Below are 25,961 nucleotides of genomic sequence, written 5' to 3' on the forward strand. Positions count from 1 at the left end.
CTCGACACCTCCACCACACCGGAGGTCTTCGCCATGAACAAGACCCACGACTGTCAACAACGCTCGTGATCAATACACCTAGGCTCTCCCCGTGGAGACCTGCGAGCGGCCGGGCCCGGGCGAGGTGGTCCGGCGCGGGCCGGGACGGGCCGTCGCCGCCCTGGCCGGGGCGTGCCATCCGGGGCCGGCGGCCGCCGTCACGGGCCTGGCGACGGCCCTGGCCGCCGTCGCAGGGCAGAGCGGGGGCCGGTGCGTGCTGGCCGGGACGGCCGTGCTGGCGGGCCAGGTGTCGGTGGGCTGGTCCAACGACGCCTTCGATGCGCGCCGGGACGCCGCCGCCGGCCGGCGGGACAAGCCCGTCGCCTCCGGGGCGGTGGGGGAAGAGGTGGTGTGGGGCGCGGCGTTCACGGCGCTGGCGCTGTGCGTGCCGCTGTCGCTGGCCTGCGGTCCGCTCGCCGGTGCGGTGCACCTGGCGGGGGTGGCGGCGGCGTGGGCGTACAACCTGCGGTTGAAGGCGACGCTCTGGTCCTGGCTGCCCTACGCCGTGGGCTTCGCGAGCCTGCCGGCCTTCGTCGTCCTCGCTCTGCCCGGCCGGCCGTGGCCCGCCTGGTGGCTCGTTGCGGCCGGTGCGCTGCTGGGCGTCGGCGCCCACCTGGCCGACGTGCTGCCGGACATCGCCGCGGACGTGGCGACGGGGGTACGGGGCCTGCCGCACCGCCTGGGCGTGCGGCGCACCGGGCCGGCCCTGCCCGTTCCCCTGCTCGTGGCCACCGCGGTGCTGGCCTTCGGGCCGCCGGGCGCGCCGGACGCGGCGGGGCCCGCGGCGCTGGCGGTGGCGGCGTCGGCCACGGCCGCCGGGGTGCGGTGCGGCCGGTGGTGGGAGCGGGCGCCGTTCGCGGCGGCCGTCGTGGTGGCGGCCGTGGACGTGGCACTGCTGCTCGTCCGCGGAGCGGCCCTCACGTGACGGGGGCGGCGGTGCGGCTGACGGGCCGCAGGGTCGCGCGCAGCGGCACCGCCGGCTGGAGGAGGAGGCCGGCCTCGGGCTTCACCTCGCCCCCGTCGACGTCCACGTGGAAGCGCTGGGCCAGCGTGGCGAGGACCAGCGCGGCCTCGACGAGCGCGAAGCGCGCCCCGAGGCAGGTGCGCTGGCCGCCGCCGAAGGGGAACCACGCGTGGTCGGGGACGGGGTCGGGGGCGTCGGCGGCCCAGCGCTCGGGGCGGAAGGCGGCCGGGTCGCGGAACCAGCGGGCGTCGCGGTGGGTGGACCACTGGCTGCACCACACGATGGTGCCCTGCTCCAGCGGTCGTCCGGCGAGGGTGGCGCCCTCCCCGGCCACCGCGGGCATCAGCCAGGCGGGCGGGTAGAGCCGCATGGCCTCCTTGACGATCTGCTGGGTCCAGGTGAGCCGTTCGTAGTCCTCGTACACGGGGGGCCGGCTGCCCAGGACCCGGTCCAGTTCCTCGGTGAGCCGGGCCCGGGCGGCCGGGGACGCCGAGAGCAGGTACCAGGTCCACGTCAGGGTGGTGGAGGTGGTCTCGTGTCCCGCCGCCCACAGCGTCACCGCCTCGTCCCGCACCTCACGGGCCGACAGGGAGCGGCCCTGGTCGTCCCGGGCGGCCAGGAGCCTGCTGAGCAGGTCGTCGCGCTCCTCGTCGGCGGGCCCGGTCTGGCGGGCCCGGATCAGCCGGCCGACCTCGGCGTCGATGACGCCGACGGCGGCGAGGAGCCGGCGTCGGGAGGGCGTGCGCACCCAGGAGGGCAGGAACAGGTTGATGCCCCGCAGCTCGGTGCCGGTCTCGCGCTGGACCACGGCCATGGCGTTGGCCAGCAGGCTGCCCCGGCCCTGGAGGTCGTTGCCGAAGAGGGTGCGGACCACGATCCGCTGGGTGAGCCGGGCCATCTCGCGGCGCACGTCGATGCGCTGGCCCGTGCGCCAGCGCCCGGCGAGGACCTCCGCGCAGTCGACCATCGTCGCCGCGTACGAACGCACCTGGCGGGGACGGACGGTGGGCTGGACGAGGGCCCGCTTGCGGCGCCAGTCGGCGCCCCGGGCCAGCAGGACGCTGTTGCCGACGACCTGCTTGAGCGCCCAGCCGATCTCCAGGGTGTCGTAGGTCTGCTCGACGGCGCCGAGGACCTCGGCGATGTGCTCGGGGCGCGAGATGAACAGGCTCGGGCGCGGGCCGAGCTGCCAGGACACGACGTCCCCGAAGTCGTCGCGCAGCCGGACGAAGAAGGCGAGCGGATCCTTGCCGAAGGTGAGGAGGTTGCCGAGCAGCGGCAGGCCGCGGGGGCCGGCCACGGGCTGCACGGCGACTTCGGACGCGGCCATGAGGGGCGGACCTCCCGGCGTCGGCGACGGCTGGCGTGAGGGGCGGCGGAACCATTCTGTCCTACCCCGACGGGGCGAGAAATAATGCTTTCCGGTGATATCGGCGGCCGGGGCCGTCACGCCGGGGGCGGGCGCAGGCCCCGCAGGACCTTCCCCTCCGTGCTGAGGTAGCCGTGGGCGTAGTCGAAGCGCGGGGTGTCGGCGAAGGTGAGGTAGAGCCACTTGAAGTTCTCCGCGAAGACGTACGCGGGGCAGTGGTCGCCCCGGGGCATCGGCCGCCGGGTGACGTCGGTGACGACGGTGTAGCCGCCCGGCACCCGGTGGTGCTTGCGGAGGTTCTCGAAGTAGCGCCATGCGGTGGTCCGGTAGTACGGGTCACCGGTCTGCCAGTACAGCTGGAAGGCGCAATTGGCGTACTCGGGGCGCAGCTGGTTCCTGGCGTCCAGGACGGTGAGCCGCGCGTAGTCGATGGCCTCGGGGATGACGGCGTACTTGTCGAGGACGGCGGTCCAGGAGCGGTAGTAGTCCGCCGCCAGGGCGTTGTCGCCGCCGACCGGCAGGATGGCGACGGCCAGCGAGGACTGCCGCCGGTTGAGGAGCGCTCCGGTGCGGAAGTCGACGTGCTTGAACCACAGCAGGTCGCCGATGCGCTCGGCCTGGTGGCGGCGCAGCGCGGCGTCGAACATCCGGAACCAGTCCCGGCACTCCTCGTCCCCGAACATCACCCAGGCGCCCCACAGGTACTCGTAGAAGGAGTCCACCGGGGGGTCGACGGCACTGCCCTGCCGGTCGGTCCACTGGCCGCTCTCCACGTCGAGGGTGGTGGCGAGCAGGTCGAGCGACGAGCGGCGCTGCACCACGGCGCGCACCGCGCGCTTGGCGGCCCGCCCGTACCGGCGGTCTCCGGTGAGCTCGGACAGCAGCCCGAACTCCAGCATGTGGGTGCCGATCTCGGCGACCGGCAGCGTGGTGCCGGACACGCGGCCGGTGCGGAGGTTGACGTAGCGGTAGGGCATGCCCGTCGGCGACTTGGTGAAGGCCGGCAGCAGCCGGTCGGCCAGGTCCGTGCACCGGTTGAGCAGCCGTGTGCGGCCGGTGGCGAGGTAGCCGGCGAGCAGGCCGCCCACCAGGCGGATGGTGGTCTCGAACACCTGGAAGTCGGCGTCGATGTCGAAGTCCAGGCGCTCCGTGATCCATCCGGTGCACAGCTCGACCTCGTCGTCCAGCTCCATGACGTAGTGCGTGTCGAGCGCCTCGACGATGGACAGCCCCACCGGGTGGCCGCGGGCGAAGAACTCGCCGTGGCCGCCGGAGACCGGCAGCACCTCGTCGTGGCCCCAGGCGAACCGCTTGTAGCCCTCCCAGGCGTGCACGAACTCGGTACGGATCTCCCGCGCCTTCGCGGGGTCCGGCCGGTGCGTCGCAGGCGTCGCGGCCGGTGGCCGCGGAGCACGCGCCGGCTGCGGGACCGCCGCCCGCGCCGCCGGCCCGCGGCAGGTGGTGAGGCCGCCCGCCGCCGCGAGCGCGTAGAGCATGCGGCGCCGGGTCGTCCGCACGGAAAGCGATTCGTCGAGCATGACGGGCTGATCCTCCTGACCACCGGCTCCGGGCCGTGCTCGCAGTATGGAGCTGATCGGCCCCGGAGCCCGGCAGGCGCGGCGTCGCACGCCCCGGCCCGTGTGCGACGCGGCGTCAGGACTGCGGTGCCGGGTGGTCGGCCAGCCAGTCCAGGTAGTGCGGGCTGCGCCGCACGGCCGTGGCGTAGACGCGTTCGGCGCGGGTGGCGATGGCGGGGGCGTGGGCGTCGAGCGCTCCCTGGCGGTGCCACAGCAGCCGGTGGCGGATGAGCAGCGGGGTGCCCGCGAGCGGGCGGGGGACGATGCCGGGGGTCGCGCGGAAGGTGGCCTGGCCCAGGCCCACCGCCTGGCCGTCGGCGATGAGTTCACGGGCCGAGCCGGTCTCGGCGTCGTGGCGGACGGTCGCGGTGAAGCCCGCCTCGGCGCAGGCCGCCGCGAAGCATTCGAACAGACCGTTGCCCTGGCTCGCGGACAGGGTCCACTCGGCCTTGGCCAGTTCCGCGAGGCCGACGAGGGGTTGCCCGGCCAGCGGGTGGGTGGCCGGCAGCAGGACGAAGGCCGGTTCGGTGGCGACGGTCGCCGACCGCAGGTCTGCCGGCAGCCCGAAGCCGGGACGGATGTACTCCACCACGGCAGCCAGGTCCTGCTGTCCGCTGAGCACGAGGTCGGCGGCGGTGGACAGCTTCGTCTCCGTGCGCAGGGTCGGCAGCGCGCCGGGGAAGAGGCTCTTCAGCTCCCGGAGCAGGCCCACCGCCAGCGGGCCCGGCGTGGCGACGTAGCGCAGCGGCCGCCGGCCGTCGGTGGAGCCGGCGTGCAGCGCCGACTCGCGCTGGATCGCCTCGACGGTGGGCAGCACCGTGCGCGCCTTGGCGAGCACGAACTCGCCCAGTGCCGTGGGTGAGGCCCCCTGTAGGGACCGTACGAACAGGGCGCCGCCGAGCAGCCGCTCGATCCGTCGCAGCTGTGTGGTGAGCGTCGGCTGGGAGACGCCCAGCGCAGCCGCCGCTTTGGTGATGCTGCCCGCGTCCGCTATGGCGCAGACCGCTCTGAGGTGGCGAACTTCCAGGTCCATAGCTCGATACTATGAACGAATGGCATTACTTGAAAGTTCTAATTCTTTGTCAGAATGGCCCTAGTAGATCTTGAACGTCAGATCCTGGGAGGGCACCGAATGTCGGACTCCGACGTCACGCGCGTCGCACGTGGAGTCATGGAGCTGGTCCTGCGTCACCAGCGCAAGGGCCAGCGGACGGGCACCTGCGCCCTCACCCCCTGCCCGGACTGCCGGGACGCCCACGTCGCCCGGGTCGAGCGGTACGTCGCGGCAGGCGAGCCGGTGCGCTTCGTCCTCCCCGCCTTCCCCGGGAAGTCGCCCAACACCGCCAAGGTGCTCGGCTTCCTGCCCGACAAGGCCGAGCAGCTGGCGCTGGAGTTCCTCAGCGGCCTGACCGCGGACATCCGCGAGGTGTACGCGCCGGGCGCCGAGATCCTCATCTGCTCCGACGGCCGGGTCTTCAGCGACGCGGTCGGCATCCCCGACGAGCACATCACCGCCTACCAGCGCGAGATGCAGGCGCTGATCGACGCGCTGCCCCGGCCGAGCGGCATCGGCCTGTTCAACCTGGAGGACCTGCCCGAGCTGGCCGGCCTCGGCCACGACCGGATGCGGGAGATCCTCTCCGAACGCTACGCCGAGCCGCTGGAGCAGCTGCGCAAGCGCGTCCGGGCCGGTGAGGAGGCGCCGCTGTACCGGGCCATCACCCGCTTCCTCTTCGAGGACGGCAACACCCCCGAATACACCGGCAGCAGGGCCGCCCTCCAGCGCGACGCCCGCGCCCGCGCCTACGTCGTCATCCAGCGCAGCAAGGCGTGGGGCGACCTGCTCGCCGACCGGTTCCCCGGCGCGCTGCGGCTGTCCATCCACCCCCAGCCCTGCGGAGCGGAGAAGCTCGGCATCCACCTCGTCCGAACGCCGGACAACTGGCTGACGCCCTGGCACAGCGTCGCCCTCGACACCGGGGACGGCGACTACGTGCTCGTCAAGCGCAGCGAGGCCGAGGCCCGGGGCGCCCAGCTGGTGCGGGCCGGCGGCCGGCCGAGCCACTACGCGCTCACCGAGCCCCTCGCCCCCGCGACCGCCGCCGCCTGACCGGCCCTCCCCACCGAAGGACCCAGATGACCACCACCCCGGACACCACCCACCTGGCGGGCCACCCCCTCACCGCGCTGGAACCGTTCGGCGTCCGCGTCGACGCGGCCCGGCCCGGCGCGCCGGTCACCGACCTGCCCGTACCCCGGCTGCGCGAACTGGTGCGCGAGCACCACCTCCTGCTGCTGCGCGGCTTCACCGGCCCCGGCGGGCCCGGGGAGCTGACGGACTACAGCGCCCGCTGGGGCGAGATCGGCATGTGGCCGTACGGGGCCGTCCTGGAGCTCGTCGAGCACGACGACCCCGACGACCACATCTTCGACCACCGCTACGTGCCGCTGCACTGGGACGGCATGTACCGCGAGCAGGTCCCGGAGTTCCAGGTCTTCCACTGCGTCAGCGCACCCGGCGAGGGCAACGGCGGCCGGACCACCTTCACCCAGACCGAGGCCGTGCTGCGGGAGGCCGAGCCCGGCCGGCGCGCGCTGTGGGAGCAGGTCACCGGCCGCTACCGGCGCGAGGTCTCGCAGGTGTACGCAGGCGAGAGCGTCTCCCCGGTGGTGACCACCCACCCCGACGGCTTCCCGGTCATCCGCTACAACGAGCCGGTGCCGCCGGGCGAGGAGTTCCTCAACCACCCCGACCTGGAGTTCACCGGCGTTCCCGCGGAGCGGCTGGCCGAGTTCCACGCCACCCTGCAGGAGGCGCTGCACGACCCGCGCCACCTGTACGCGCACGAGTGGCGGACGGACGACGTGGTGGTCGCCGACAACTACACGCTGCTGCACGGACGGGAGGCGTTCGCCAGCCGCTCGCCGCGCCACCTGCGCCGCGTCCACGTGCTCGGCACGCCGCCGCTGACGAACCCGGCGCTGGTCCGATGAGCGGGCACGCCGCCCCCCGGTCGCTGATGACCGGCGAGGAGTACCTGGAGAGCCTGCGCGACGGACGCGCGGTGTACGTCGACGGCGAGCGCGTCAAGGACGTCACCACCCACCCCGCCTTCGCCAACTCCGCCCTGTCCGTCGCACGGCTCTACGACGCCCTGCACGCGCCCGCGACCCGGGACGTGCTCACCGCCACCGACGACTTCGGCCTGCGCACGCACCGCTTCTTCAAGCCCAGCCGGTCGGCCGGCGAGCTGCTGGCGGCGCGCGAGGCCATCGCCACCTGGTCGAGAATGGGGTACGGCTTCCTCGGCCGCACCCCCGACTACAAGGCCGCCTTCATGTCGGGACTGGCGGCCAACGCGGACTTCTACGGCGAGTTCGCGCCCAACGCGACCCGCTGGTACCAGGAGTTCGCCGGCCGGGGCCTCTACCTCAACCACGTGATCATCAACCCGCCGACCGACCGCAAGCAGGCCATCCACGACATGCGCGACGTCTTCGTGCACGTCGAGAAGGAGACCGACGAGGGCATCGTGGTCTCCGGCGCCAAGATGCTCGCCACCGGCTCGGCGATCACCAACGCGAGCTTCGTCGCGCCCGTCGCCTCCGCGGCCCTCACCCCCGGCCGGGGCGAGGACTTCGCCGTGGTCTTCTTCGCCCGCATGGACAACCCCGGCGTGAAGCTGATCTGCCGCACCCCCTACGCGCGACGGGACCGGGCCCCCTTCGACGCGCCCCTCTCCAGCCGCTTCGACGAGAACGACGCCGTGCTGGTGCTGGACCGGGCGCTCATCCCCTGGGAGGACGTCCTCGTCCACCGCGACATCCAGCGCTCCACCGGCTTCTACGCCAGGTCCGGCTTCGCCAACCTCTACAACTTCCAGTCCGGCGTGCGCCTGAGCGTCAAGCTGGAGATGATGGCCGGCCTGCTGTCGCTCGGCACGAAGGCGAACGGCACCGACGCCTTCCGCGGCGTCCAGGCCGCGGTCGGCGAGCTGGTGACGATGCGCAACATGGTCTGGGGCCTGACCACCGCCATGGCGATGGACCCCGAGCCGGGCACCGACGGCATCGCCCTGCCCAAGCTGGAGTACGCCTCGGCCGTGCGCATGTACAACGCGCAGGTCTGGGACCGGGTGCACGAGATCTTCGAGACCACCCTCGGCGGATCGCCGCTCGTGGTCCCCTCCAGCGCCCGCGACCTCGACCACCCCGAACTGCGCCCGCTCATCGACCGCTTCTACCGGGGCTCGGACACCACCGCCCAGGACCGGATCAAGCTGTTCAAGCTCATCTGGGACGCGATCGGCACCGAGTTCGGCGGACGGCACGAGCTGTACGAGCGCAACTACTCGGGCAACGGCGAGCAGGTGCGCCTCGACGCGCTGAAGTGGGCGACCGGACGCGGCGCCGTCGCCGCGTACGAGGAGTTCGTGCACACGTGCATGGCCGACTACGACACGACGGGCTGGACCCGGGGCCCCTGGCACACGGACCCGGCGGACGCCTGGTAGGCCGCGGAGCCACGGGTGCCGGGCCTTGCGCCCGGCACCCGCCGGGCCGGGCCCGTGCGGACTCATCCCCCGGCGGCGTCCACCAGCTCCTGGATGTCGATCTTCTTCATGCCGAGCATGGCCCGCATCACCCGGTTCGACCGGACCGGGTCGGGGTCGCCCAGCAGCTCGGTCAGCGCCCTGGGCACGATCTGCCACCACAGCCCGAACCTGTCCTTCAGCCAACCGCAGGCGCCCTCCTGGCCGCCGTCGCCCAGCTTCGCCCAGAGCTCGTCGACCTCTTCCTGCGTCCCGCAGTCCACGCTCAGCGAGACGGCCTCGTTGAACGTGAACTGCGGGCCGCCGTTGAGGGCAATGAACCGCTGCCCCGCGAGCTCGAAGGTGACCACCATGACCGTGCCCGCTTCCCCCGGACCCGCCTCGCCGTACCGCTGGACCTCCACGATGCGGGAGTCGTCGAAGACGGACGTGTAGAAGCCGGCGGCCTCCTCGGCCCGGTCGTCGAACCACAGAAACGTCGTGATCTTCTGCATGCCGTGTCCTCCTGGACCCACCTTCGGGTGGAATCGGGCCGTTCGCCACCCGGCCACGACGTCCGTGCGGCATGGTGCAAGCGCACACGCAGCACCGGAGCGCCCACCCCCACCACGGGAGGCGAGTTGTCAGCCGAGGCCATGAGGCCGCACCAGGAAGAATTACGGTATCGCTCCGCCACGTTGACCGTCTTCGAGAAGAACCCCCTCACTGCCCGGTCCATGGGACGCCGCCTGCCCCAGCTCGTCCGCAAGGCCCTCTCCCTGGGCTGGCGGGTGGACCGGCGCGCCGTGGTCCTGCTCCTGACGTGCCAGGTGCTGTCCGCGGCCTTCGAGGCGTTCGGACTGCTCGCCACCACCCGCACCATCACCGCCCTCATCACCTCCGGCCACATCCAGGACCGCCTCTGGGACGCGCTGCCCTCGCTCGTCCTCCTCGCCGGGGCCGCCGGGGCCCGCGCCCTCCTCGGCATCGTCATCCACAACATCTCCAGCCGCCTGGCCCCCCGCATCTCCCGCGAGGCGGAGATGCAGATGCTCGACGCCGCGATCCACACCGAGCTCGTGGCCTACGACAACCCCGGCTTCAACGACATGCGGGAGGCGGCGGACCGGGGCGCGGACGTCGCCCAGGACCTGCTCATCGAGTCGCAGGACCTCATGGCCTGTCTCGCCTCGCTGATCGCCGCGGCGGGCGTGGCGACGCTGCTGCACCCCGTCCTGCTGCCCCTGCTGCTGCTGGCCACCTTCCCGCAGGGCATCGCCAGCGTGCAGGGTGCACGCATCCACTACACGACCTCCCGCGCCCTGAGCGGCGAGCGCCGCGTCCTGAGCCTGCTGCGCTGGCACATGACCGACAAGGCCCCCGCCGACCAGCTCCGCTCCTGCACCATGGCCGACTTCCTCCTCGACCGCTACCGGGCGATCGGTCACCGCATCGACATCGCCACCGACAAGGCCGTGCACCGCGGCGCCCGCTACGCACTGCTCGGCGCCGTGGCCGGCGGGCTGGCCTCCGCCCTGGTGTGGGCGGCCCTCGTGCTGCTGCTGGCCACCGGGCACGTGTCCGTCGCCTCGGCGGGCACGGCGGTCTTCGCGCTGCGCACGGTCGGTTCGTCCCTGCGCGGCGTCGTCGCCTACGGCTCGCGCCTCTTCCGCACGGGGCTGTACCTCGACGACTGGGCCGAGTTCATCGACAAGGCCGGCGGCCACCGCATGGCACGGGGCACCATGAGCCCGCCCGCCCCGCTGTCCGTCAGGACCGAGGGCCTGACCTACCGCTACCCCGGCTCGGACCGCCCCGCGCTGGAGAAGGTCAGCCTCGAAGTGCGCCGCGGCGAGGTCCTGGCGCTGGTCGGCGAGAACGGCTCGGGCAAGACCACGCTCAGCAAGCTGCTGTCGGGCCTGTACCTGCCCACGGAGGGGAGCGTGAGCTGGGACGGCGTGCACACCTCCGACCTCGACCCGCAGGCGTTGTGGACCCATACGGCCGTCGTCCCGCAGGACTACGCCCACTGGCCCATGACCGTCCGCGAGAACATCACGCTCGGTCAGCCGCACGGCGGCGACGCCGCCGTCCTGCGGGCCGCCGGGCACTCGGGCGCCGACGAGGTGATCGAGGACCTGCGCAGCGGCCTGGACACCCTGCTGGCCCGCGAGTGGTTCGGCGGAGTGGAGCTCTCCGGAGGGCAGTGGCAGCGCGTCGCCATCGCCCGCGCCTTCCACCGGCCGGCCGGACTCCTCGTCATGGACGAACCCACCAGCGCCCTGGACGCCCGCGCGGAGCACCGCATCTTCACCGGACTGCGCAAGGTCGCCCAGGACCGGGCCGTCGTCCTCGTCACCCACCGCCTGGCCAACGTGGCCGTCGCCGACCGCATCGTCGTCCTCGACCACGGCCGCGTCATCCAGCAGGGCAGCTTCCCCGAACTCGTCCGGGCCCCGGGGCTCTTCCGGGAGCTGTGGGAGCTGCAGAACGACCGCGGTGCCAAAGCGCCCCGCGACGGCGCCCACCGGTCCTGACCCCGGCGCCCCGCACCCGCCGGCCCGGCGGGCGCGGGGCGCGGGCCGGGTCAGCGCGCGGAGCGGGAGAGGGCCTCCTGGACCGCTTCGTCCGTACGGCCCACCACGGCCGAGCCGTCGTCCGCGGTGATGATCGGACGCTGGATCAGCTTCGGGTGCTCCGAGAGCGCAGTGATCCACCGCTCGCGGGCGCCCGCCTCGCGCGGCCAGTCCCCCAGCCCGAGCTCCTTCGCCACCGCCTCCTGGGTCCGGGTGATGTCCCACGGCTCCAGCCCGAGCCGGTCGAGCACGGCGCGGATCTCCTCGCCGCTGGGGACGTCCTCCAGGTAGCGGCGGACGGTGTAGTCGGCACCTTCCGCGTCGAGCAGGCTGATGGCGCTGCGGCACTTCGAGCAGGCCGGGTTGATCCAGATCTCCATGGCCCCCACCGTACCGCGAGCCCCTGGAGGTGGCGTCTGACCAGGGCCGTTGTCAGTGCCCGGCAGTAAAATGGGGGGAGTTGAAACAGTGCAGGACCGCGTCAGGAGGATGCCGATGGCCGTAGCCGCAACACCCTGCCCCCTTCCCGACCTGCCGACCCTTCCGACCTTGCCGAGGAAGCGCCTGCCGGCGGGGCGCCCGCGCGACTGGTACGAGTCGCACAACCGCCGGCTGAAGGCCATGCGCCTGGCGATCGCCCTGCTCCACTCCGGCGTCAACCGTCCCCGGACGGCGACGAACCGCCGGATACGCCTGGTGGCCACGCAGATCGGCGTGCACCGCCCGTCCGACACCACGTGCCGGATGGTGCGCACGCTCATTCACCACGACAGCGGTCGCTGACCGCCGTCGACCCCTGCTCGGTGCAGCGGTCCCCTTCTCGCCGGCGGGGCGGGAGGGGGACCGGCCGGCAACGGTTCCTGGCCGGGGTGTTGAGCAAACCGAGCACTGCGGCGGTTCCGAGGGTCATGACGGCGGCACGGCGCATGAAGTACCTCTTATCCGGTCATCGGTTTTGACATATCACGCTTGCCCCGCCCGTGTCCCGCCAAGCGTGATGTCGCCCGTACGGGGCATGGCGAAACGGTGGCCCGGCCGCATGTTCGGCAATCGTTGCCTGCGGCACCCGCCTCGCGGTCCGGTGGACGCGTGACTAGCGTGAAAACCGGACCACCCCGTCGAGTGGAAGGGGCCGGAGCCATGCCCGTGCAACCGGAAGGCATGCCGTGCTGGGCCGACGCGATGTTCACCGACCTGGAGGACGCCAAGCGCTTCTACGGTGACGTGCTGGGCTGGACGTTCGGCGAGAGCGCCGCGGAGTACGGCAACTACACGCAGGCGTACTGCGACGGCAAGGCGGTGGCCGCCATCGTCCCCCCGATGCCCGGGCAGGAGGGCGAGACCCGGTCGGCCTGGTGCCTGTACCTCGCTTCGCCAAACGCCGCCGCCACCGCGGGCGCGATCCGCGACAACGGCGGCACGCTCCTCATGGAGCCCCTGCAGGTCGGGGCCTTCGGTTCGATGCTGCTCGCCAGGGACCCGGGCGGAGTGGCCTTCGGCGTCTGGCAGGCCGGCAGCCACGAGGGCTTCGAGCTGCGCGGCGTGCCGGGGGCCTACTGCTGGGCCGAGGTCTTCACCCGCCACCCGGCGAAGGCCGACGCCTTCTTCCCCGCCGTCTTCCCGTACACGGTCAGGCGGATGGAGGACGACGCCGTCGACTTCACGCTCTTCGGCCTGGGCGACGACACCGCCCTGGGCCGGATGGCCATGACCGACGAGTTCCCCGACGACATCCCGCCCTGCATCAACGTGTACTTCGGCGTCGGCGACTGCGACGCCGCCGTGGCGAAGGCGACCGAGCGCGGCGGCACCCTGCGGTTCGGACCGATGGACAGCCCGTTCGGCCGGTTCGCGGCGCTGACCGACTCGCAGGGGGCCGCCTTCTCCGTCATCGACCCGGGCACGACGAAGGGCGACATGCCCCGCATCACCGGCTAGCGGCCCCGGGCCCTCACCCCACCGGGCCGGGTGCTCGGGCGGGCGGGAGCCCCAGGGTTCCTCCCGTAGTGCCGCCGGCCCGGCGACCGGCAGCCTGAGGGCATGACGTCGCAGCCGTACGGAAAGACCACGGCGCTGGTGATGAACACCGGCGACTACCTCGGGCTCGCCGGACACCCGGAGATCACCCGGGCCATGCGCGCGGCCCTGGACCGCTTCGGTTCCGCCGCCCGCGCCGCCGGCCCCAGGCCACCGCACCGCGAGCTGGAGGAGAGGCTCGCCCGCTGGCTGGGCGCCGAGGCGGCGCTGACCTTCGGCTCCGGCTATCTGGCCTGCCTCGGCGCGCTGCCCGCGCTGTGCGACTCCGCCACGGTCGTGGCCGCCGACCAGTACAGCCACCCGGGCGTCGTCGACGGCTGCCGGCTGGCGGAGGGCCGCATCAGGATCTTCTCCCACAACAGCATGGCCAAGCTGGAGTGCGTCCTGGAACGCAACGCCTCGGCGGAGAAGCGGTTCATCGCCGTCGACGGCGTCTACGCGGCCGACGGCGAACCGGCCCCGCTGGCCGCGATCGCCGCACTGGCACGCCGTCACGACGCGATGACCGTGGTCGGCGAGGCCCACGGGCTCGGTGTCCTCGGACCGGGGGGCCGCGGCGCCTGCGCGGGTGCCGGCATCGTCCCGGACCTGCTCACCGGCACGTTCGCCACCGCACTCGCCGGAACCGGCGGGTTCGTCGCGGGCCGTCGCGAGGTCGTCGGCCGGCTGCACGGCACCGCACACCCCGCCGCCTTCGGCAGGGGCCTGCCCCCCGTCGCCGCGGCCGGTGCGCTCGCGGCCCTGGACCTGCTGCAGCGCGAACCGTGGCGCCCCCTGCGGCTGCGGGAGAACGCCGCACGGCTCCGCGCCGGGCTGCGCGCCCTCGGGTTCGACGTCACCGACACCCCCGCCCCCGTCGTCACCGTCCCCGCCGGTGACGCCGCGACCGCCCTGCGCCTGGCCGGGGACCTGCGCGCACGCGGCGTGGACGTGGTCGTGCCGCGGCACCCCGCCGTCCTCGCCCGCTGCGCCCGCCTGCGGCTGACGGTCACCGCCACCCTGCGGCCCCAGGACATCGACCACGTGCTGGAGGCGCTGCACGACGTCGCCGCGGCCGACGGCCTCGTCGGCTGACGCACCACCCGCCCCCACCCGCAGGTGTCGCTTTCCCGCGGGACGCCCTCCCCGGGGGCCGGCGGCTCCGTTAGCCTCGGTGACGTGCTGTGGGGGAGGAAGCCCGAGTGCGAACGGCTGGGCCGGCTGCTGGACGCCGCCCGCGGCCTGCGCAGCGGCGTCCTGGTGCTCGGCGGTGAACCGGGCGTCGGCAAGAGCGCGTTGGTGGACCACGCCGTCAGCACCGCCCACGGCCTGCAGGTCCGTCAGGTCAGGGCGGCCGAGACCGAACAGGGCCTGCCCTTCGCCGGCCTCTCCGCGCTGCTGCGCCCCTGGGAGCGCGAGATCGGGCGGCTGCCGACGGTGCAGGCGGCCGCCCTGAGGGGCGCGCTCGCGCTGGGGCCGCCGGTGGGCGGTGACCGCTTCGCGGTGGCCGCCGCCACCCTCGGCCTGCTGACCGCGGCCGCCGAGGGGCAGCCGATGCTGCTGGCGCTCGACGACTTCCACCGGATGGACGAGGCGTCGGCGGAGGCCGTCCTCTTCGCCGCCCGCAGGCTCGACCGCGAAGGCATCGCCGTCCTCATCGGCACCCGCGTACCGCCCCCGGAGTGGGAGACCCTCCACCTCGCGGGGCTCGACACGGCCGCCGCCACCGAGCTCCTGACGGCCCACGGGGGCACCGTCGCCGCCGACGTGGCCGAACGGCTGGTGCGGGACACCGGCGGCAACCCCCTGGCCCTCATCGAGCTCGCCCGCCTGCTGGGCCCCGACCACCTGGCCGGCCGGGCCGCGCTGCCCGTGCCGCTGCCCGTCGGGCGGGCCACCACGGCGCTGTTCGCGCCCCGGCTGGCGGGCCTCGGCCCCGGCCGGCGCTCGGCGCTGCTGCTCGCCGCGCTGACCGACACCGACGTGGACACCGTGGCCGCCGCGGCCCGCGAACTGGGCCTGCCGGCGGAGGCGGTGACCGAGCTGGACGACGGCGGGCTGGTGACCTTCGACGGCGGGCGGATCGTCTTCGCCCACCCACTGGTCCGCTCGGCCGTCGTCGACGTGGCGGGCCCGGCCCGGCTGCGGGCCGCCCACGGGGCCCTCGCCCGCGTCCTGACCGGGCCCGCCCACGCCGACCGCCGGGCCTGGCACCTGTCCGCGTCGGTCGTCGGCCGCGACGAGGAGGCCGCCGCCGAGCTGGAGCGGATGGCCGACCGCATGCGGGACAAGCGCGCCTATCGCGTCGCGTCGGTCAGCTACGAGCGTGCCGCCGGCCTCACCGCGGACCGTGACCGGTACGGCCGGTGCCGGTTCCAGGCGGCGGCCGCCGCCTGGTTCGCCGGGCAGTTCCACCGCGCCCGCGACCTGGTGGCCGAGGCGACGGCCGACGAGCCGGACGGCGACTGGGCGGCGGAGGCGCAGTACGTCCTCGGCGGCATAGAGCTCTTCCTCGGCCACCCCGGGCACGCGGTGCGGCGCCTGGCCGACTCCGCCGCGCGCCACCGCGCGACGGCGGTGGAGGTGGCGGTGCGGCGCCAGCTCGACGCCGTGCTCGCGGCCTACGTCGGCAACGACTTCCCCGTCGCCGCCGAACTGGCCACGGCCGCCGCGGCGTGGGGCTCCACCGACCGGGCCCTGACCGGGCTCGCCCACCTCCTGGCCGGTGTCAGCGTGCTCGCCTGCGGCGACCCGGCGCGGGGCGCGCGCCTGCTGCAGGCGGCCGTGGACGTCCCGGAGCTGGTCCGCGGGCACGGCCTGGACGGCCAGCACGCCGTGCACGCCGCCCACGAACTCGTCCGCGTGGGCCTGCCGACGGCCGCGAAGCGGATCCTCGACCCGCTCGTCGAGGGGCTGCGCGCCGACGCCGAGCTCGGCATGCTGCCCTACGCCCTGCACATCGCCGCCGTGGCCGAGGTGGGCTCGGGGCAGCTGAACGCGGCCTTCGCAGCGGCCTCGGAGTCGGCGCGGCTGGGCCACGAGACCGGGAACCCGCTCTGGCACTACCGGGGCACGGCGGTCCTGGCGTACGTGCAGGCTGTCCGCGGCGAGGAGGACGACTGCCGGCGGCGGGCCGCCGAGGCCCGGCGGCTCGGCGAGCAGCTGGGCACCACCTCGGCGCGGTACGTCGACGAGGCGCTCGCGGCCCTGGAGTTCGCGCTGGGGCACACGGAGGCCGCCCTGGCCCACACGGCGGACGTCGGCTACTTCCGCGTGTGCTCCTCCGCCCTCCTGCTGACCTGGCCGGGCGCCATGGACGTCGCCGAGGCACACGTCCGCAGCGGGCACCGCCTGCCCCACGCCCTGGCCGGAGCGCTGGAGCGCACCCTGGCCGGGGACGTCGCGGCCGCACTGCCGGGCCAGGCCGCGGGGCTGGCCCGGCTGCGGGCCCTGACGACGGCCGACGGCGACGAGGCCGAGGAATGGTTCGGCCGGGCGGTGGCGGGTTACACCGGCGCCGGGCTGCGTCTGGAGGCCGCCCGCACCCAGCTGTCGTGGGGGCAGCGGCTGCGCCGGCAGGGCGGGCGCACCGCGGCCCGCGCCCGGCTGCGGGCGGCGCACGCGAGCCTGGAGGCGATGGGCGCCCGGCTGTGGGCCGGGCGCGCGCTGGCCGAGCTGCGGGCCACGGGGGTCAAGCACCTGCCCGCGGCCGGGCGGCCGGCGCAGCCGCTGACCCCGCAGGAGATGCAGGTGGCGCTCGCCGTGTCGGGCGGCGCCACCAACCGGGAGGCGGCCGCGGCCTTGTTCCTGAGCACCAAGACGGTGGAGATGCACCTGACCCAGGTCTACCGCAAGCTCGGCCTGCGCTCGCGGACCGAGTTGGCCCGCCGCTTCGCCGACGAGCACGACTGAGCTCTGCCCGTGCCCGACGGGCCGCGCCGGCCCGGTGCCGGCTCAGTGGTGGCCGTCTGCGTTCCCGGAGCCGTTCCCGGAGGCGACCGGGATGTCGTCGAGCAGGTGGCTCAACGGGTCGTCACCGTCCTGGAGCGTGGAGATGTCGGTGCACTGCTGCTGTTGCTGCGAGGTGAGCACCGGGATGTCCTGCAGGTTGACGCCGCCCAGCAGCAGCGACTGCAGGTTCACCTTGCCGATGCCGATGCACAGCTTGTCGAGCGACCCCTGAACGGCGCTCAGCTGGGGGCTCTCCGTGCCGCCCGTCTCGGTCAGGCCGTGCGTGGTGCGGGCGCCGTTGCCGTTGGCGGTGCTCCGCCCGTCGTCGCCGCTCGCCGCGGCGGGACCGGCGATGCACCCCACTGCGGACGCCGTGAGAACAGCCGTCGCGAAAACCTTCTTGAGCACGTCCCGGCCTTTCGATGGGTGATGTCTTCTGCAGGGAAGTCACCTGGGTAACCCGGGGAGGACGGGGAAGTTTCGGACGCTCACTCACTTGCCGCAAGGGGCCGTCCGGACCAGGCCGTCACGGCCGCCGCGCCGGATATCACGCTCAATACTGGCATTTTTACGCTTAGTCCTATTCTATGGATGCGCGCGGCCCGGTCCGACCCTGCGAAGGACGCCATGTGATGCTCCTCCATCAGCCCCGCCGAAGGTTCTGGGCGACAGCGGTCTACGGAACGTCCCGCCGCGCCGTCGTCTCCCTCCTCGTCCTGTGCCTGGTGGCCACGGCCGCCGCGGTGGGCGCGTACGGGGTGGGGGAGCGCCTGGCCCCCGGCGGCTGGACCCCGGCCGACGCGCAGTCCACCCGGGCCGACGCCTTCCTCGCCGACCGCTTCGGCGCCGGACAGCCGCACCTGGTGCTGCTCGCCACCGCCAAGGAGCCCGTCGACTCCCCCCGCGCACAGCAGGCGGGCCAGGAACTGACCAGCCGTCTCGCCACCGATCCGCGCACCGCCTGGGTGCACGGCTACTGGCCGCACCGCACCCCGCACCTGCGCAGCCGCGACGGCCGCAGCGCCCTCGTCGCGGTCCGCTTCAGCGGCGAGGAGAAGGACGTCCTGGCGGCCGGCAAGGACATCGCCGCCCGCGAGACGCAGCGGGCCGGAGCGCTCACCGTGTCGGTCGCCGGCGAAGCCGCGCTCTTCTCGGAAATGGAACGCCTGAGCACCGACGGAGCGATGGTCGCCGAGATCATCGTCGCCCCGCTCGTCCTGCTGATCCTCCTGTGGGCCTTCGGCAGCCTCGTCGCCGCCCTCCTGCCCGTCGCCGTCGGCGCCTTCGCCGTCCTCACCACCACCGCACTGCTGCGCCTGCTGAGCGAGACGATGACCGTCTCGGTGTTCGTCCTGAACATCGCCTCCGCACTGGGCTTCGGACTCGCCGTCGACTACAGCCTCCTGCTGGTCAGCCGCTTCCGCGAGGAACTGGCCCGCGGCGCCCGGACCGTCGAGGCGGTCGAGTGCGCGGTGCGCACCGCCGGCCGGGCCGTCGCCTTCTCCGCGACGACCATCGCCGCGGTCCTGGGCACGCTCATGGTCTTCCCGCTGACGCTGACCCGCTCCCTCGCCGCCGGCGGCGCCGCCGTCGCCCTGTGCTCGGCCGGCGGGGCGCTGCTCGTCCTGCCCGTGCTGCTGGCCCTGCTGGGCAAGCGCGTCAACTCCCTGGACCTCTTCGCCCGCTGGCGCACCCGCCCCGACCGGCCGGTGAGCGAGGGCCGCTGGTACCGGCTGGCGGTCTGGGTGACGCGGCGGCCCGTGCTCGTCACCCTCGGCACCCTGCTCCTGCTGGGCCTGCTGGCCGCCCCGGGCGCGGGCGCGCGGTTCGGCATGTACGACGACCGCATCCTGCCGTCCTCCTCACCGGTGGCCCAGGCATCGCAACGCCTGCGCACCGACTTCGCCGCCGAGAGCGGCAGCGCGGCCACCGTCGTGCTCCCCGACGTCCACGTCGCGCCCCCCGTACCGGCCGTGGCGGCCGCAGCCCTGCCCGGCCCGGCCCCCCACCCGGTCTCCTCCTCCACGGTCCACACCTATGCGGCCCGGCTGTCCCGGCTGCCGGGCGTGCGCCAGGTGCAGACCGCCACCGGCATCTATCGCGACGGACGGCGCACGGCCGCCGCCGGTCCCTGGGCGGCCGGCTTCACCGGGCCGGCCGGCACCTGGCTGAGCGTCACGCCCACCACCGACTCCCCCCTCTCGCCGGACGGACGGCAGCTCACCGAGCGGCTGCGCGAGGAGCCCGCCCCCACCGCGGCGGCCCTGGTCGGCGGCCCCGGGGCCCGGCTGACGGACACCGAGAAGGCCCTGAGCGACCGGCTGCCCCTCGCCATGGTGCTCACCGTGGCCGCCACGCTCCTGCTGATGTTCGCCTACACGCGCAGCCTGCTCGTGCCCGTCAAGGCCGTCGTCCTCAACGCGTTGAGCCTGGCGGCGACCTTCGGCATCATCGTCGCCGTCTTCCAGCAGGGCCGCCCGGAGGCACTGCTCGGGACCGTGAACAGCCCCGCCACCACCGACGTCGTCATCCCCGCCGTCATGTTCTGCACGGCCTTCGGCCTCTCCATGGACTACGAGGTCTTCCTCCTCTCCCGCATCCTGGAGGAGCACCGCCGGGGCACCCCCACCACGCTCGCCGTCGCCGTGGGCCTGCAGCGCACCGGACGGCTGTTCACCTCCGCCGCCCTGGTCTTCGCCGTCGTCATGGCCTCGCTCGCCGCCTGCGACCTCGTGCTGCTGCAGCTCATCGGATTCGGCCTCGCGGTCGCCGTCGCCCTCGACTGCACGCTGGTGCGCGCCCTGCTCGTCCCCGCGGTCATGTCGCTGGCCGGCCGCGCCAACTGGTGGCCTGCGGGCCGCCGCCGGGCCCGCTGACCCGCCCTCACCGGCACGGACGGCGGGTCAAGGGCCTTTGGTCAGTACAAATGCTTCTTTCTCCGTGCAACCGTACAAGCGTGCAGATCATCTGTAGTGGTGTGGTGGGGGGCGTCGCCGGTCGTACCGGCGGCGGAGGCTGTGACCCGCCGCGACGTTTCGTCACTGCAAGAAAGGTCACTCACGTGCACGTCGGATCGGGCCGTCGCTCCGTCCTGTTGGCATCCGCCCTCATGGGTTCCTTCGTCCTCACCGCCTGCTCGGGGGGCTCCGGCAGCGCCGATGCGGGCCCGGAGGCCCGCATCTCGGTCACTCCCGCCGACGGCAAGGAGGTCGCGCTCGGCTCGCCGATATCCGTGAAGGCCGACGGCGGACGGCTCACCGGTGTGGAGGTGAAGGACGACAAGGGCCAGAAGGTCACCGGGCAGCTGGCGGCCGACGGTTCGTCCTGGACCTCGGACGGCAAGGTGGGGCCGAAGACGACCTACACCGTCCGCTCCACGGCGAAGGGCGGCAAGAACGGCAAGGGCAAGGAGTCCTCCTCCACGGCCACCTTCACCACCCGGCAGGCCCCGAAGGTCAACAAGCTCACCAACCAGCCCGGCAACGGCCAGACCGTCGGCACGGGCATGCCGGTCTCGATCCTCTTCGACCACAAGGTCGACCAGGGCAAGCGCGCGGAGATAGAGAAGGCCCTCAAGGTCACCACCGAGCCGAAGGTGGAGGGGGCCTGGGGCTGGGTGACCGACTACTCCGGCCAGGACCGCATCGACTGGCGGCCGAAGGACCCCTGGCCCACCGGGACCAAGGTCTCCGTCAACGGCAACCTGACCGGCATCGACTCCGGCGAGGGCGGCTGGTTCGCGCGCAACTACGACTTCGGCTTCACCATAGGCGCCGACCGCAAGGCCGTCATCGACGTGCCGGCCCACGCCCTGACCATGTACGAGAACGGCAAGGCCGTCGGCACCATCAAGGGCTCCGCGGGCTCGCCCGTCGACCCCACCCGCGGCGGCATCCACACGGTGCGCAGCAAGAACGCGGACGAGGTCATGGACTCGGCCACCATCGGCCACGGCAATGAGTGGATGCTGGCCTCGAAGTGGGTCACGCACCTGACCGCGTCCGGCACCTTCCTGCACTCGGCGCCCTGGAACAACTCCGTCGGCGTGGAGAACAACAGCCACGGCTGCTTCGGCATGACCACCGCCGACGCCAAGAAGGTCTACGACTTCCTGCTGATCGGCTCCACCGTCGAGGTCAAGAACACCACCAGCACCAAGAAGACCGACGTCGGCAACGGTCTGGAGGTCTGGCAGGAGACCTGGCAGCAGTGGCAGAAGCGCTCCGCCGTGAAGTGAGCGCCTCCGGCACCGCCTGACCGCCTTCTCGTGCCCCCGCTCCCGCCGACGCCCCGACCGGCGCCGGGAGGAGCGGGGGCACGGTGCTGTCGTTGATCTTCACAGGGGCTTTTCAGGCCCCGACGAGGCCCGCTGTGGTCTATGTCACCCCAGGTCAGAGGGGTGGTTACCGCTCGTTACCCGAGGTCCGGCGCGTCAGGCGCCGACGGCCCCGTGGTCACTGGGCAGTCGGCCCGTGTGCAGGATGAACGGGGTAAGACCCGACCTCCCCCCTAGCCCCTGACCAGCGCGTATCCAGCGCGTACGCAGGGCAAAGTCAAATTCCCGTGAACTCTTGACGCCGCCCTTACGCGCCTCACACCATTCACGGCATGGACTCAACCGACCGGCGACCGCGCTTAGCTCCGAGGAGCTGACCCGCACTCCCGCCCCTTCCCCGGTCGGCCAGGCTTCGGGGCCTGGCCTCCCCCAAGACCGTTCCCAGGGGAAACGGGGCACCGCCCGTCACAGCTGAATCCACATTCCCCCGAAACCCGCCCGGGAGCAGGCGTCGCCAGCCGGATCCCGGGTACCGGGCCCTCGTCGAACGGCCTCCCGTGCCCGCGGGTGACGATCACGCATGCCGTGACCCGTCCGCCGCGCGCGCAGGAAGCCACCAGGCACCACCGACACGCGGCCCGGTCCTGCACCCCCTCCAAAGAAGGCGAAGACACACATGAGTGACCGCACCCTTACTGCGGCCGACACCGAGACCGGCGTCTCCGCTCCGGCATCGACGTCCACGCACGTCGACGCCGGTGACGCCGGCTACAGCAAGGACCTCAAGTCCCGCCACGTCAACATGATCGCCATCGGTGGAGCGATCGGCACCGGCCTCTTCCTCGGCGCCGGTGGGCGCCTCGCGAACGCGGGCCCCTCGCTCTTCATCGCCTACGCGGTCTGCGGCCTCTTCGCCTTCTTCGTCGTCCGGGCGCTCGGCGAGCTCGTGCTGTACCGCCCCTCCTCCGGCGCGTTCGTCTCGTACGCACGTGAGTTCATGGGGGAGAAGGGCGCCTACACGGCCGGCTGGCTGTACTTCCTGAACTGGGCCACCACCGGCATCGCCGACATCACGGCCGTCGCCACGTACACCCACTACTGGGGCATGTTCAGCGACATCCCGCAGTGGATCCTCGCCCTGATCGCCCTCGCGGTCGTCCTCACCGTGAACCTCATCTCGGTGAAGTACTTCGGCGAGATGGAGTTCTGGTTCGCGATCATCAAGGTCGCCGCGATCACCATCTTCATGGTCGTCGGCATCTTCCTGCTGGCCAGCCAGCACAAGATCGGTGACAGCACCCCGGGCCTGGCCAACATCATGGACCACGGCGGTATCTTCCCGACCGGTGTCGTGCCGATGCTGATGGTCATCCAGGGTGTCGTCTTCGCCTACGCCTCGGTCGAGCTGTGCGGCGTCGCCGCGGGTGAGACCAAGAACCCCGAGAAGATCATGCCGAAGGCGATCAACTCGATCATGTGGCGCGTGGGCCTCTTCTACGTCGGCTCGGTCATCCTGCTGGCGCTGCTGCTGCCCTACACCTCCTTCATCGCCGGCGAGAGCCCGTTCGTCACCGTCCTGTCGAAGATCGGCGTGCCGTACGCGGCCGGCGTGATGAACCTCGTGGTCCTCACCGCGGCGCTGTCCAGCCTGAACTCGGGTCTGTACTCCACCGGCCGCATCCTGCGCTCGATGGCCATGTCGGGCTCGGCGCCGAAGTTCACCGGCCTGATGAACAAGGGCCAGGTCCCCTACGGCGGCATCCTGCTCACCGCGTTCTTCTGCGTCCTCGGTGTCGGTCTGAACTTCGTCGTCCCGGCGGACGCCTTCGAGATCGTGCTGAACTTCGCCGCGATCGGCATCATCGGCACCTGGGGCATGATCATGGTCTGCTCCCTGCTCTTCTGGAAGCGCTCGCAGGACGGCCGGGTCACCCGCCCCGGCTACAAGCTGCCCTGGGCCCCGTACACCCAGATCATCACCCTGGTCTTCCTGGCCGGCGTGCTGGGCATCATGGCCTCCGACGAGGGCGCGAGCCGCACCACCGTGCTGTGCCTGCCGCTGATCGTGGCGGCGCTGGTCGGCGGCTGGTTCCTGGTCCGCGGCAAGGTCGCCCGCATCCAGGGTGAGGCCGCGCTGCAGCAGGCCGGGGCCGACAAGGAGTAACCCCCGCCGCACCGCAACCCCCAACGAAGGCGCCCACCCGGCACGACCGGGTGGGCGCCTTCGTGCTGCCCGCCCCGCCCCGGCCGGGCCCGCCGCCGCGCCGGGCTCACAGGCCCCGGCCGCGGGTAGCGCATCGGTTACGCTACGTACCCCCTGCCCGTCCCCGCGCGACCCGGAGCCGCCATGCCCCCGCGTCAGCACCGGTGAGCGCCGCGGTCGCGCTGTTCACCGCGGACCTGCGGGTGCACGACAATCCCGTGCTGCGGTCGGCGCTCGCCACGGCCGAGCAGGTCGTGCCCCTGTTCGTCGTGGACAGCGGGGTGGCCGCCGCCGGCTTCCTCGTGCCCAACAGGGCCGCCTTCCTCGCCGACGCCCTCGCAGCTCTGGACGCCGCCCTGCGGGCCCGCGGCGGACGGCTGGTCGTCCGGCACGGCGAGGTGGTCGAGGAGACCTGCCGGGTCGCCGAGGAGACCGGCGCCCCCACGGTCCACGTCGCCGCCGGGCCCAGCGGCTACGCCGCCCGTCGCGAGAGCCGCCTGCGGGCGGCCCTGTGCCGCGCCGGGCGCGAGCTGCGCGTGCACGACGGCGTCGTCACCGCGGTGGCCCCCGGGGCGGTCGTCCCCTCCGGCAAGGACCACTACGCGGTCTTCACCCCGTACTTCCGCCGCTGGCAGGCCGAGCCCGTCCGGGACGTGCTCCCGGCACCCCGCGCGCTCACCGTCCCCCCGGTACGCTCCGACGCGCTGCCCTCCGCGGCGTCGCTGGCCCCCGGCACGGCGTCACCGGGCCTCCCCGAGGGCGGGGAGGAAGCCGGCCGCGAGCGGCTGCGCCGCTGGGAGGCAGGGCCCCTGGACGCCTACGCCCGGCAGCACGACGACCTCCCCGCGGACGGCACCTCGCGGCTCTCCCCGTACCTGCACTTCGGCTGCCTGTCACCGGTCGAGGTGCTGCACCGGGCCCGCCGGCACGGCGGCGCGGGCGCCGACGCCTTCGTGCGCCAGCTCGCCTGGCGCGAGTTCCACCACCAGATGCTGGCCGCACGCCCCGACGCCGGCCGCCACGACTACCGCCCCCGCGGCGACCACTGGCGGGACGCCCCGGAGGAGGTCGCGGCCTGGCGCGAGGGACGGACCGGCTATCCGATCGTCGACGCGGGCATGCGACAGCTCCTGCACGAGGGCTGGATGCCCGGTCGTGCCCGGCTGCTCGCCGCCAGCTTCCTGACCAAGACCCTCTACGTGGACTGGCGGGTCGGCGCCGCACACTTCCTGGACCTGCTGGTCGACGGAGACGTGGCCAACAACCAGCTCAACTGGCAGTGGGCCGCCGGCACCGGCAGCGACACCCGCCCCCAGCGCGTCCTCAACCCCCTCACCCAGGCCCGCCGCTTCGACCCGCAGGGCGACTACGTACGCCGCTGGGTGCCCGAACTCGCCGGCATCGAGGGCGCCGCCGTCCACCGCCCGTGGCTGCTCCCGGCGGCCGCACGCGACGGCCTCGGCTACCCCGGACCCGTCGTCGACCTGGCCGAGGGCCTGGCCCGCTTCCGGCGGGCCCGCGGCGAGCCGACGCCCTGACGCGGGGGCCCGGAGGCCGGCAGCGGAACGCGGCGCTCTGGTCAGTCCCGATCCCGTGGGCAAGGATGTGCACCGCCCGTCAGGATCGATCGATTGGGGAGGTTCGGCGATCGTGTACCGAAGACCGTTACGAGCAGTGCTGAACAGCGTGATCACGGTGGTGCTGGCGTGCGGGGGAGCGGCCGTGACCGCCCCCGCCGCCCGGGCCGCCACCCCGTGCACGGCCGACAGCAGCGCCCCCGGCAGTCCCGCCCGGGCCTCGGGCGACATGCTGTCGGTGTCGCGGGGCGACGGCCGCATCGACCAGTTCCAGCAGTTCTACGACGAGCCCGGCCCCGCCTCGTACCTGCCCTTCCTCTGGCACCGGCAGCAGGACGAGCCGGGCGGCGCGTACGGCGCGTGGGAACGCGTCAGCGGCACCGCCGTCGGCCCGAAGCTCTACCAGGTGATCCCCGTCGCGAACGGCAGCGGCCGCCTTGAGGTGTTCTTCTCCTCCCGCGGCGGCTTCTGCCACACCGTCCAGGACCCCGACGGCGAGGGCTGGAGCCCCGCCGAGGGCTTCGGGCTGAGCCCGGCCCCCTACCACGGCGGCCTCTACCTCTTCCGGGAGCGCGACGGCAGGCTGCACGCCTTCGCCTCCGCCACGGGGGCCGACGCGATGCAGGTGCGCACCGAGGACGCCACCGGCTCCGACGGGTGGGGACCCGTACGCGGCATGGGCAGGCTGCCCGACCCCTACGCGGGGCTCGGCTCGCCCACCTCGGTCACCCAGCTCACCGACGGGCGGCTGAGCATCGTCGCCCGCGAGTGGAACCGCGACCGCTCCTGGCAGATCACCGAGGACGAACACGCCGGGTCGTGGGGCCCGTGGGAGCTGTGCGCCCGCAAGGACTGCGCCTGAGCCGCTCCCGCAGGCCCGG

General features: G+C 73.4%; 20 protein-coding genes. 14 read left to right on the forward strand and 6 right to left on the reverse strand.

Annotation, left to right across the window (positions count from 1 at the left end; translation table 11 throughout):
• Nucleotides 1–91: 91 nt before the first annotated feature.
• A complete protein-coding gene (locus tag IE182_RS28540) occupies nucleotides 92–964 on the forward strand; it encodes a UbiA family prenyltransferase (RefSeq protein WP_190112863.1) in 873 nt (290 codons plus the stop codon).
• Here the strand turns inward: IE182_RS28540 and IE182_RS28545 are convergent.
• The 3 genes from IE182_RS28545 to IE182_RS28555 form a co-directional block, all read right to left on the reverse strand.
• The gene (locus IE182_RS28545) at nucleotides 957–2,333 is read right to left on the reverse strand and encodes a cytochrome P450 (protein ID WP_190112864.1); all 1,377 of its coding nucleotides are present in this window, start codon (nucleotides 2,331–2,333) and stop codon (nucleotides 957–959) included. The genes IE182_RS28540 and IE182_RS28545 overlap by 8 nt on opposite strands.
• A 116-nt stretch (nucleotides 2,334–2,449) precedes the next feature.
• Nucleotides 2,450–3,910, reverse strand: coding sequence for a glycoside hydrolase family 47 protein (locus IE182_RS28550; RefSeq protein WP_190112865.1), 1,461 nt, complete (start codon nucleotides 3,908–3,910; stop codon nucleotides 2,450–2,452).
• Nucleotides 3,911–4,025: 115 nt separating this feature from the next.
• A complete protein-coding gene (locus IE182_RS28555; protein ID WP_190112866.1) occupies nucleotides 4,026–4,982 on the reverse strand; it encodes a LysR family transcriptional regulator in 957 nt (318 codons plus the stop codon).
• A 99-nt stretch (nucleotides 4,983–5,081) separates the two neighbouring features.
• Here IE182_RS28555 and IE182_RS28560 point away from each other — a divergent pair, with 99 nt between their 5' ends.
• The 3 genes from IE182_RS28560 to IE182_RS28570 are packed head-to-tail and all read left to right on the forward strand — an operon-like array spanning nucleotide 5,082 to nucleotide 8,463.
• The gene (locus tag IE182_RS28560; protein ID WP_190112867.1) at nucleotides 5,082–6,059 is read left to right on the forward strand and encodes an L-tyrosine/L-tryptophan isonitrile synthase family protein; all 978 of its coding nucleotides are present in this window, start codon (nucleotides 5,082–5,084) and stop codon (nucleotides 6,057–6,059) included.
• 26 nt (nucleotides 6,060–6,085) lie between these two features.
• Nucleotides 6,086–6,943 carry a TauD/TfdA dioxygenase family protein gene (locus tag IE182_RS28565; protein ID WP_190112868.1) on the forward strand — a complete coding sequence of 286 codons (858 nt, stop codon included), beginning with the start codon at nucleotides 6,086–6,088 and terminating at the stop codon, nucleotides 6,941–6,943.
• On the forward strand, nucleotides 6,940–8,463 hold the full coding sequence (locus tag IE182_RS28570) for a 4-hydroxyphenylacetate 3-hydroxylase family protein (protein WP_190112869.1): 1,524 nt from the start codon (nucleotides 6,940–6,942) through the stop codon (nucleotides 8,461–8,463). Before IE182_RS28565 ends, IE182_RS28570 begins: the two co-directional genes overlap by 4 nt.
• Nucleotides 8,464–8,525: 62 nt before the next feature.
• Here IE182_RS28570 and IE182_RS28575 read toward each other — a convergent pair whose 3' ends face one another.
• Nucleotides 8,526–8,996, reverse strand: a complete 471-nt coding sequence (locus tag IE182_RS28575; protein WP_190112870.1) for a VOC family protein — start codon at nucleotides 8,994–8,996, stop codon at nucleotides 8,526–8,528.
• Nucleotides 8,997–9,137: 141 nt separating this feature from the next.
• On the opposite strand from IE182_RS28575, the gene IE182_RS28580 reads away from it, so the two are divergent.
• The gene (locus IE182_RS28580; RefSeq protein WP_190112871.1) at nucleotides 9,138–11,018 is read left to right on the forward strand and encodes an ABC transporter ATP-binding protein; all 1,881 of its coding nucleotides are present in this window, start codon (nucleotides 9,138–9,140) and stop codon (nucleotides 11,016–11,018) included.
• Between the two features lie 50 nt (nucleotides 11,019–11,068).
• Here the strand turns inward: IE182_RS28580 and IE182_RS28585 are convergent, their stop codons facing one another.
• Nucleotides 11,069–11,437 carry an arsenate reductase family protein gene (locus IE182_RS28585; RefSeq protein ID WP_190112872.1) on the reverse strand — a complete coding sequence of 123 codons (369 nt, stop codon included), beginning with the start codon at nucleotides 11,435–11,437 and terminating at the stop codon, nucleotides 11,069–11,071.
• A 115-nt stretch (nucleotides 11,438–11,552) separates the two neighbouring features.
• Here IE182_RS28585 and IE182_RS28590 point away from each other — a divergent pair, with 115 nt between their 5' ends.
• The 4 genes from IE182_RS28590 to IE182_RS28605 all read left to right on the forward strand — a co-directional run bounded on the left by IE182_RS28590 (nucleotide 11,553) and on the right by IE182_RS28605 (nucleotide 16,985).
• The gene (locus IE182_RS28590; RefSeq protein ID WP_190112873.1) at nucleotides 11,553–11,840 is read left to right on the forward strand and encodes a hypothetical protein; all 288 of its coding nucleotides are present in this window, start codon (nucleotides 11,553–11,555) and stop codon (nucleotides 11,838–11,840) included.
• A 357-nt stretch (nucleotides 11,841–12,197) separates the two neighbouring features.
• Entirely contained in the window at nucleotides 12,198–12,995 is a 798-nt protein-coding gene (locus IE182_RS28595) for a VOC family protein (protein ID WP_190112874.1), read from the forward strand.
• 102 nt (nucleotides 12,996–13,097) lie between these two features.
• A complete protein-coding gene (locus IE182_RS28600) occupies nucleotides 13,098–14,168 on the forward strand; it encodes an aminotransferase class I/II-fold pyridoxal phosphate-dependent enzyme (RefSeq protein ID WP_190112875.1) in 1,071 nt (356 codons plus the stop codon).
• Between the two features lie 84 nt (nucleotides 14,169–14,252).
• Nucleotides 14,253–16,985 (forward strand): helix-turn-helix transcriptional regulator, encoded by a 2,733-nt coding sequence (locus tag IE182_RS28605; protein WP_190112876.1) that lies wholly within the window; start codon nucleotides 14,253–14,255, stop codon nucleotides 16,983–16,985.
• A 42-nt stretch (nucleotides 16,986–17,027) separates the two neighbouring features.
• Here IE182_RS28605 and IE182_RS28610 read toward each other — a convergent pair whose 3' ends face one another.
• Complete coding sequence (locus tag IE182_RS28610) at nucleotides 17,028–17,432, reverse strand: rodlin (RefSeq protein WP_190112877.1); 405 nt, start codon at nucleotides 17,430–17,432, stop codon at nucleotides 17,028–17,030.
• 224 nt (nucleotides 17,433–17,656) lie between these two features.
• Between IE182_RS28610 and IE182_RS28615 the strand changes: the two genes are divergently transcribed.
• The 5 genes from IE182_RS28615 (at nucleotide 17,657) to IE182_RS28635 (ending at nucleotide 25,942) form a co-directional block, all read left to right on the forward strand.
• Nucleotides 17,657–19,900 carry an MMPL family transporter gene (locus IE182_RS28615; protein ID WP_190112878.1) on the forward strand — a complete coding sequence of 748 codons (2,244 nt, stop codon included), beginning with the start codon at nucleotides 17,657–17,659 and terminating at the stop codon, nucleotides 19,898–19,900.
• 233 nt (nucleotides 19,901–20,133) lie between these two features.
• Entirely contained in the window at nucleotides 20,134–21,261 is a 1,128-nt protein-coding gene (locus tag IE182_RS28620) for a L,D-transpeptidase family protein (RefSeq protein WP_190112879.1), read from the forward strand.
• A 715-nt stretch (nucleotides 21,262–21,976) separates the two neighbouring features.
• Nucleotides 21,977–23,464: an amino acid permease gene (locus IE182_RS28625; RefSeq protein WP_190112880.1), complete on the forward strand. Its 1,488-nt coding sequence runs from the start codon at nucleotides 21,977–21,979 to the stop codon at nucleotides 23,462–23,464.
• A gap of 203 nt (nucleotides 23,465–23,667) precedes the next feature.
• Nucleotides 23,668–25,041, forward strand: coding sequence for a cryptochrome/photolyase family protein (locus tag IE182_RS28630; RefSeq protein WP_190112881.1), 1,374 nt, complete (start codon nucleotides 23,668–23,670; stop codon nucleotides 25,039–25,041).
• Nucleotides 25,042–25,177: 136 nt separating this feature from the next.
• Nucleotides 25,178–25,942 (forward strand): PLL family lectin, encoded by a 765-nt coding sequence (locus IE182_RS28635; RefSeq protein WP_190112882.1) that lies wholly within the window; start codon nucleotides 25,178–25,180, stop codon nucleotides 25,940–25,942.
• Nucleotides 25,943–25,961 lie beyond the last annotated feature (19 nt).

It is taken from the genome of Streptomyces cinnamoneus, from assembly GCF_014650495.1.
Classification (GTDB): Bacteria; Actinomycetota; Actinomycetes; order Streptomycetales; family Streptomycetaceae; genus Streptomyces; species Streptomyces cinnamoneus.

Excerpts from the sequence above, each read along its gene's own strand:
- IE182_RS28545 (WP_190112864.1), bottom strand. The coding sequence starts at position 2,333 with ATGGCCGCGTCCGAAGTCGCCGTGCAGCCCGTGGCCGGCCCCCGCGGC.
- IE182_RS28550 (WP_190112865.1), bottom strand. The coding sequence starts at position 3,910 with ATGCTCGACGAATCGCTTTCCGTGCGGACGACCCGGCGCCGCATGCTC.
- IE182_RS28555 (WP_190112866.1), bottom strand. The coding sequence starts at position 4,982 with ATGGACCTGGAAGTTCGCCACCTCAGAGCGGTCTGCGCCATAGCGGAC.
- IE182_RS28560 (WP_190112867.1), top strand. The coding sequence starts at position 5,082 with ATGTCGGACTCCGACGTCACGCGCGTCGCACGTGGAGTCATGGAGCTG.
- IE182_RS28565 (WP_190112868.1), top strand. The coding sequence starts at position 6,086 with ATGACCACCACCCCGGACACCACCCACCTGGCGGGCCACCCCCTCACC.
- IE182_RS28570 (WP_190112869.1), top strand. The coding sequence starts at position 6,940 with ATGAGCGGGCACGCCGCCCCCCGGTCGCTGATGACCGGCGAGGAGTAC.
- IE182_RS28575 (WP_190112870.1), bottom strand. The coding sequence starts at position 8,996 with ATGCAGAAGATCACGACGTTTCTGTGGTTCGACGACCGGGCCGAGGAG.
- IE182_RS28580 (WP_190112871.1), top strand. The coding sequence starts at position 9,138 with ATGAGGCCGCACCAGGAAGAATTACGGTATCGCTCCGCCACGTTGACC.
- IE182_RS28585 (WP_190112872.1), bottom strand. The coding sequence starts at position 11,437 with ATGGAGATCTGGATCAACCCGGCCTGCTCGAAGTGCCGCAGCGCCATC.
- IE182_RS28590 (WP_190112873.1), top strand. The coding sequence starts at position 11,553 with ATGGCCGTAGCCGCAACACCCTGCCCCCTTCCCGACCTGCCGACCCTT.
- IE182_RS28595 (WP_190112874.1), top strand. The coding sequence starts at position 12,198 with ATGCCCGTGCAACCGGAAGGCATGCCGTGCTGGGCCGACGCGATGTTC.
- IE182_RS28600 (WP_190112875.1), top strand. The coding sequence starts at position 13,098 with ATGACGTCGCAGCCGTACGGAAAGACCACGGCGCTGGTGATGAACACC.
- IE182_RS28615 (WP_190112878.1), top strand. The coding sequence starts at position 17,657 with ATGCTCCTCCATCAGCCCCGCCGAAGGTTCTGGGCGACAGCGGTCTAC.
- IE182_RS28620 (WP_190112879.1), top strand. The coding sequence starts at position 20,134 with ATGGGTTCCTTCGTCCTCACCGCCTGCTCGGGGGGCTCCGGCAGCGCC.
- IE182_RS28625 (WP_190112880.1), top strand. The coding sequence starts at position 21,977 with ATGAGTGACCGCACCCTTACTGCGGCCGACACCGAGACCGGCGTCTCC.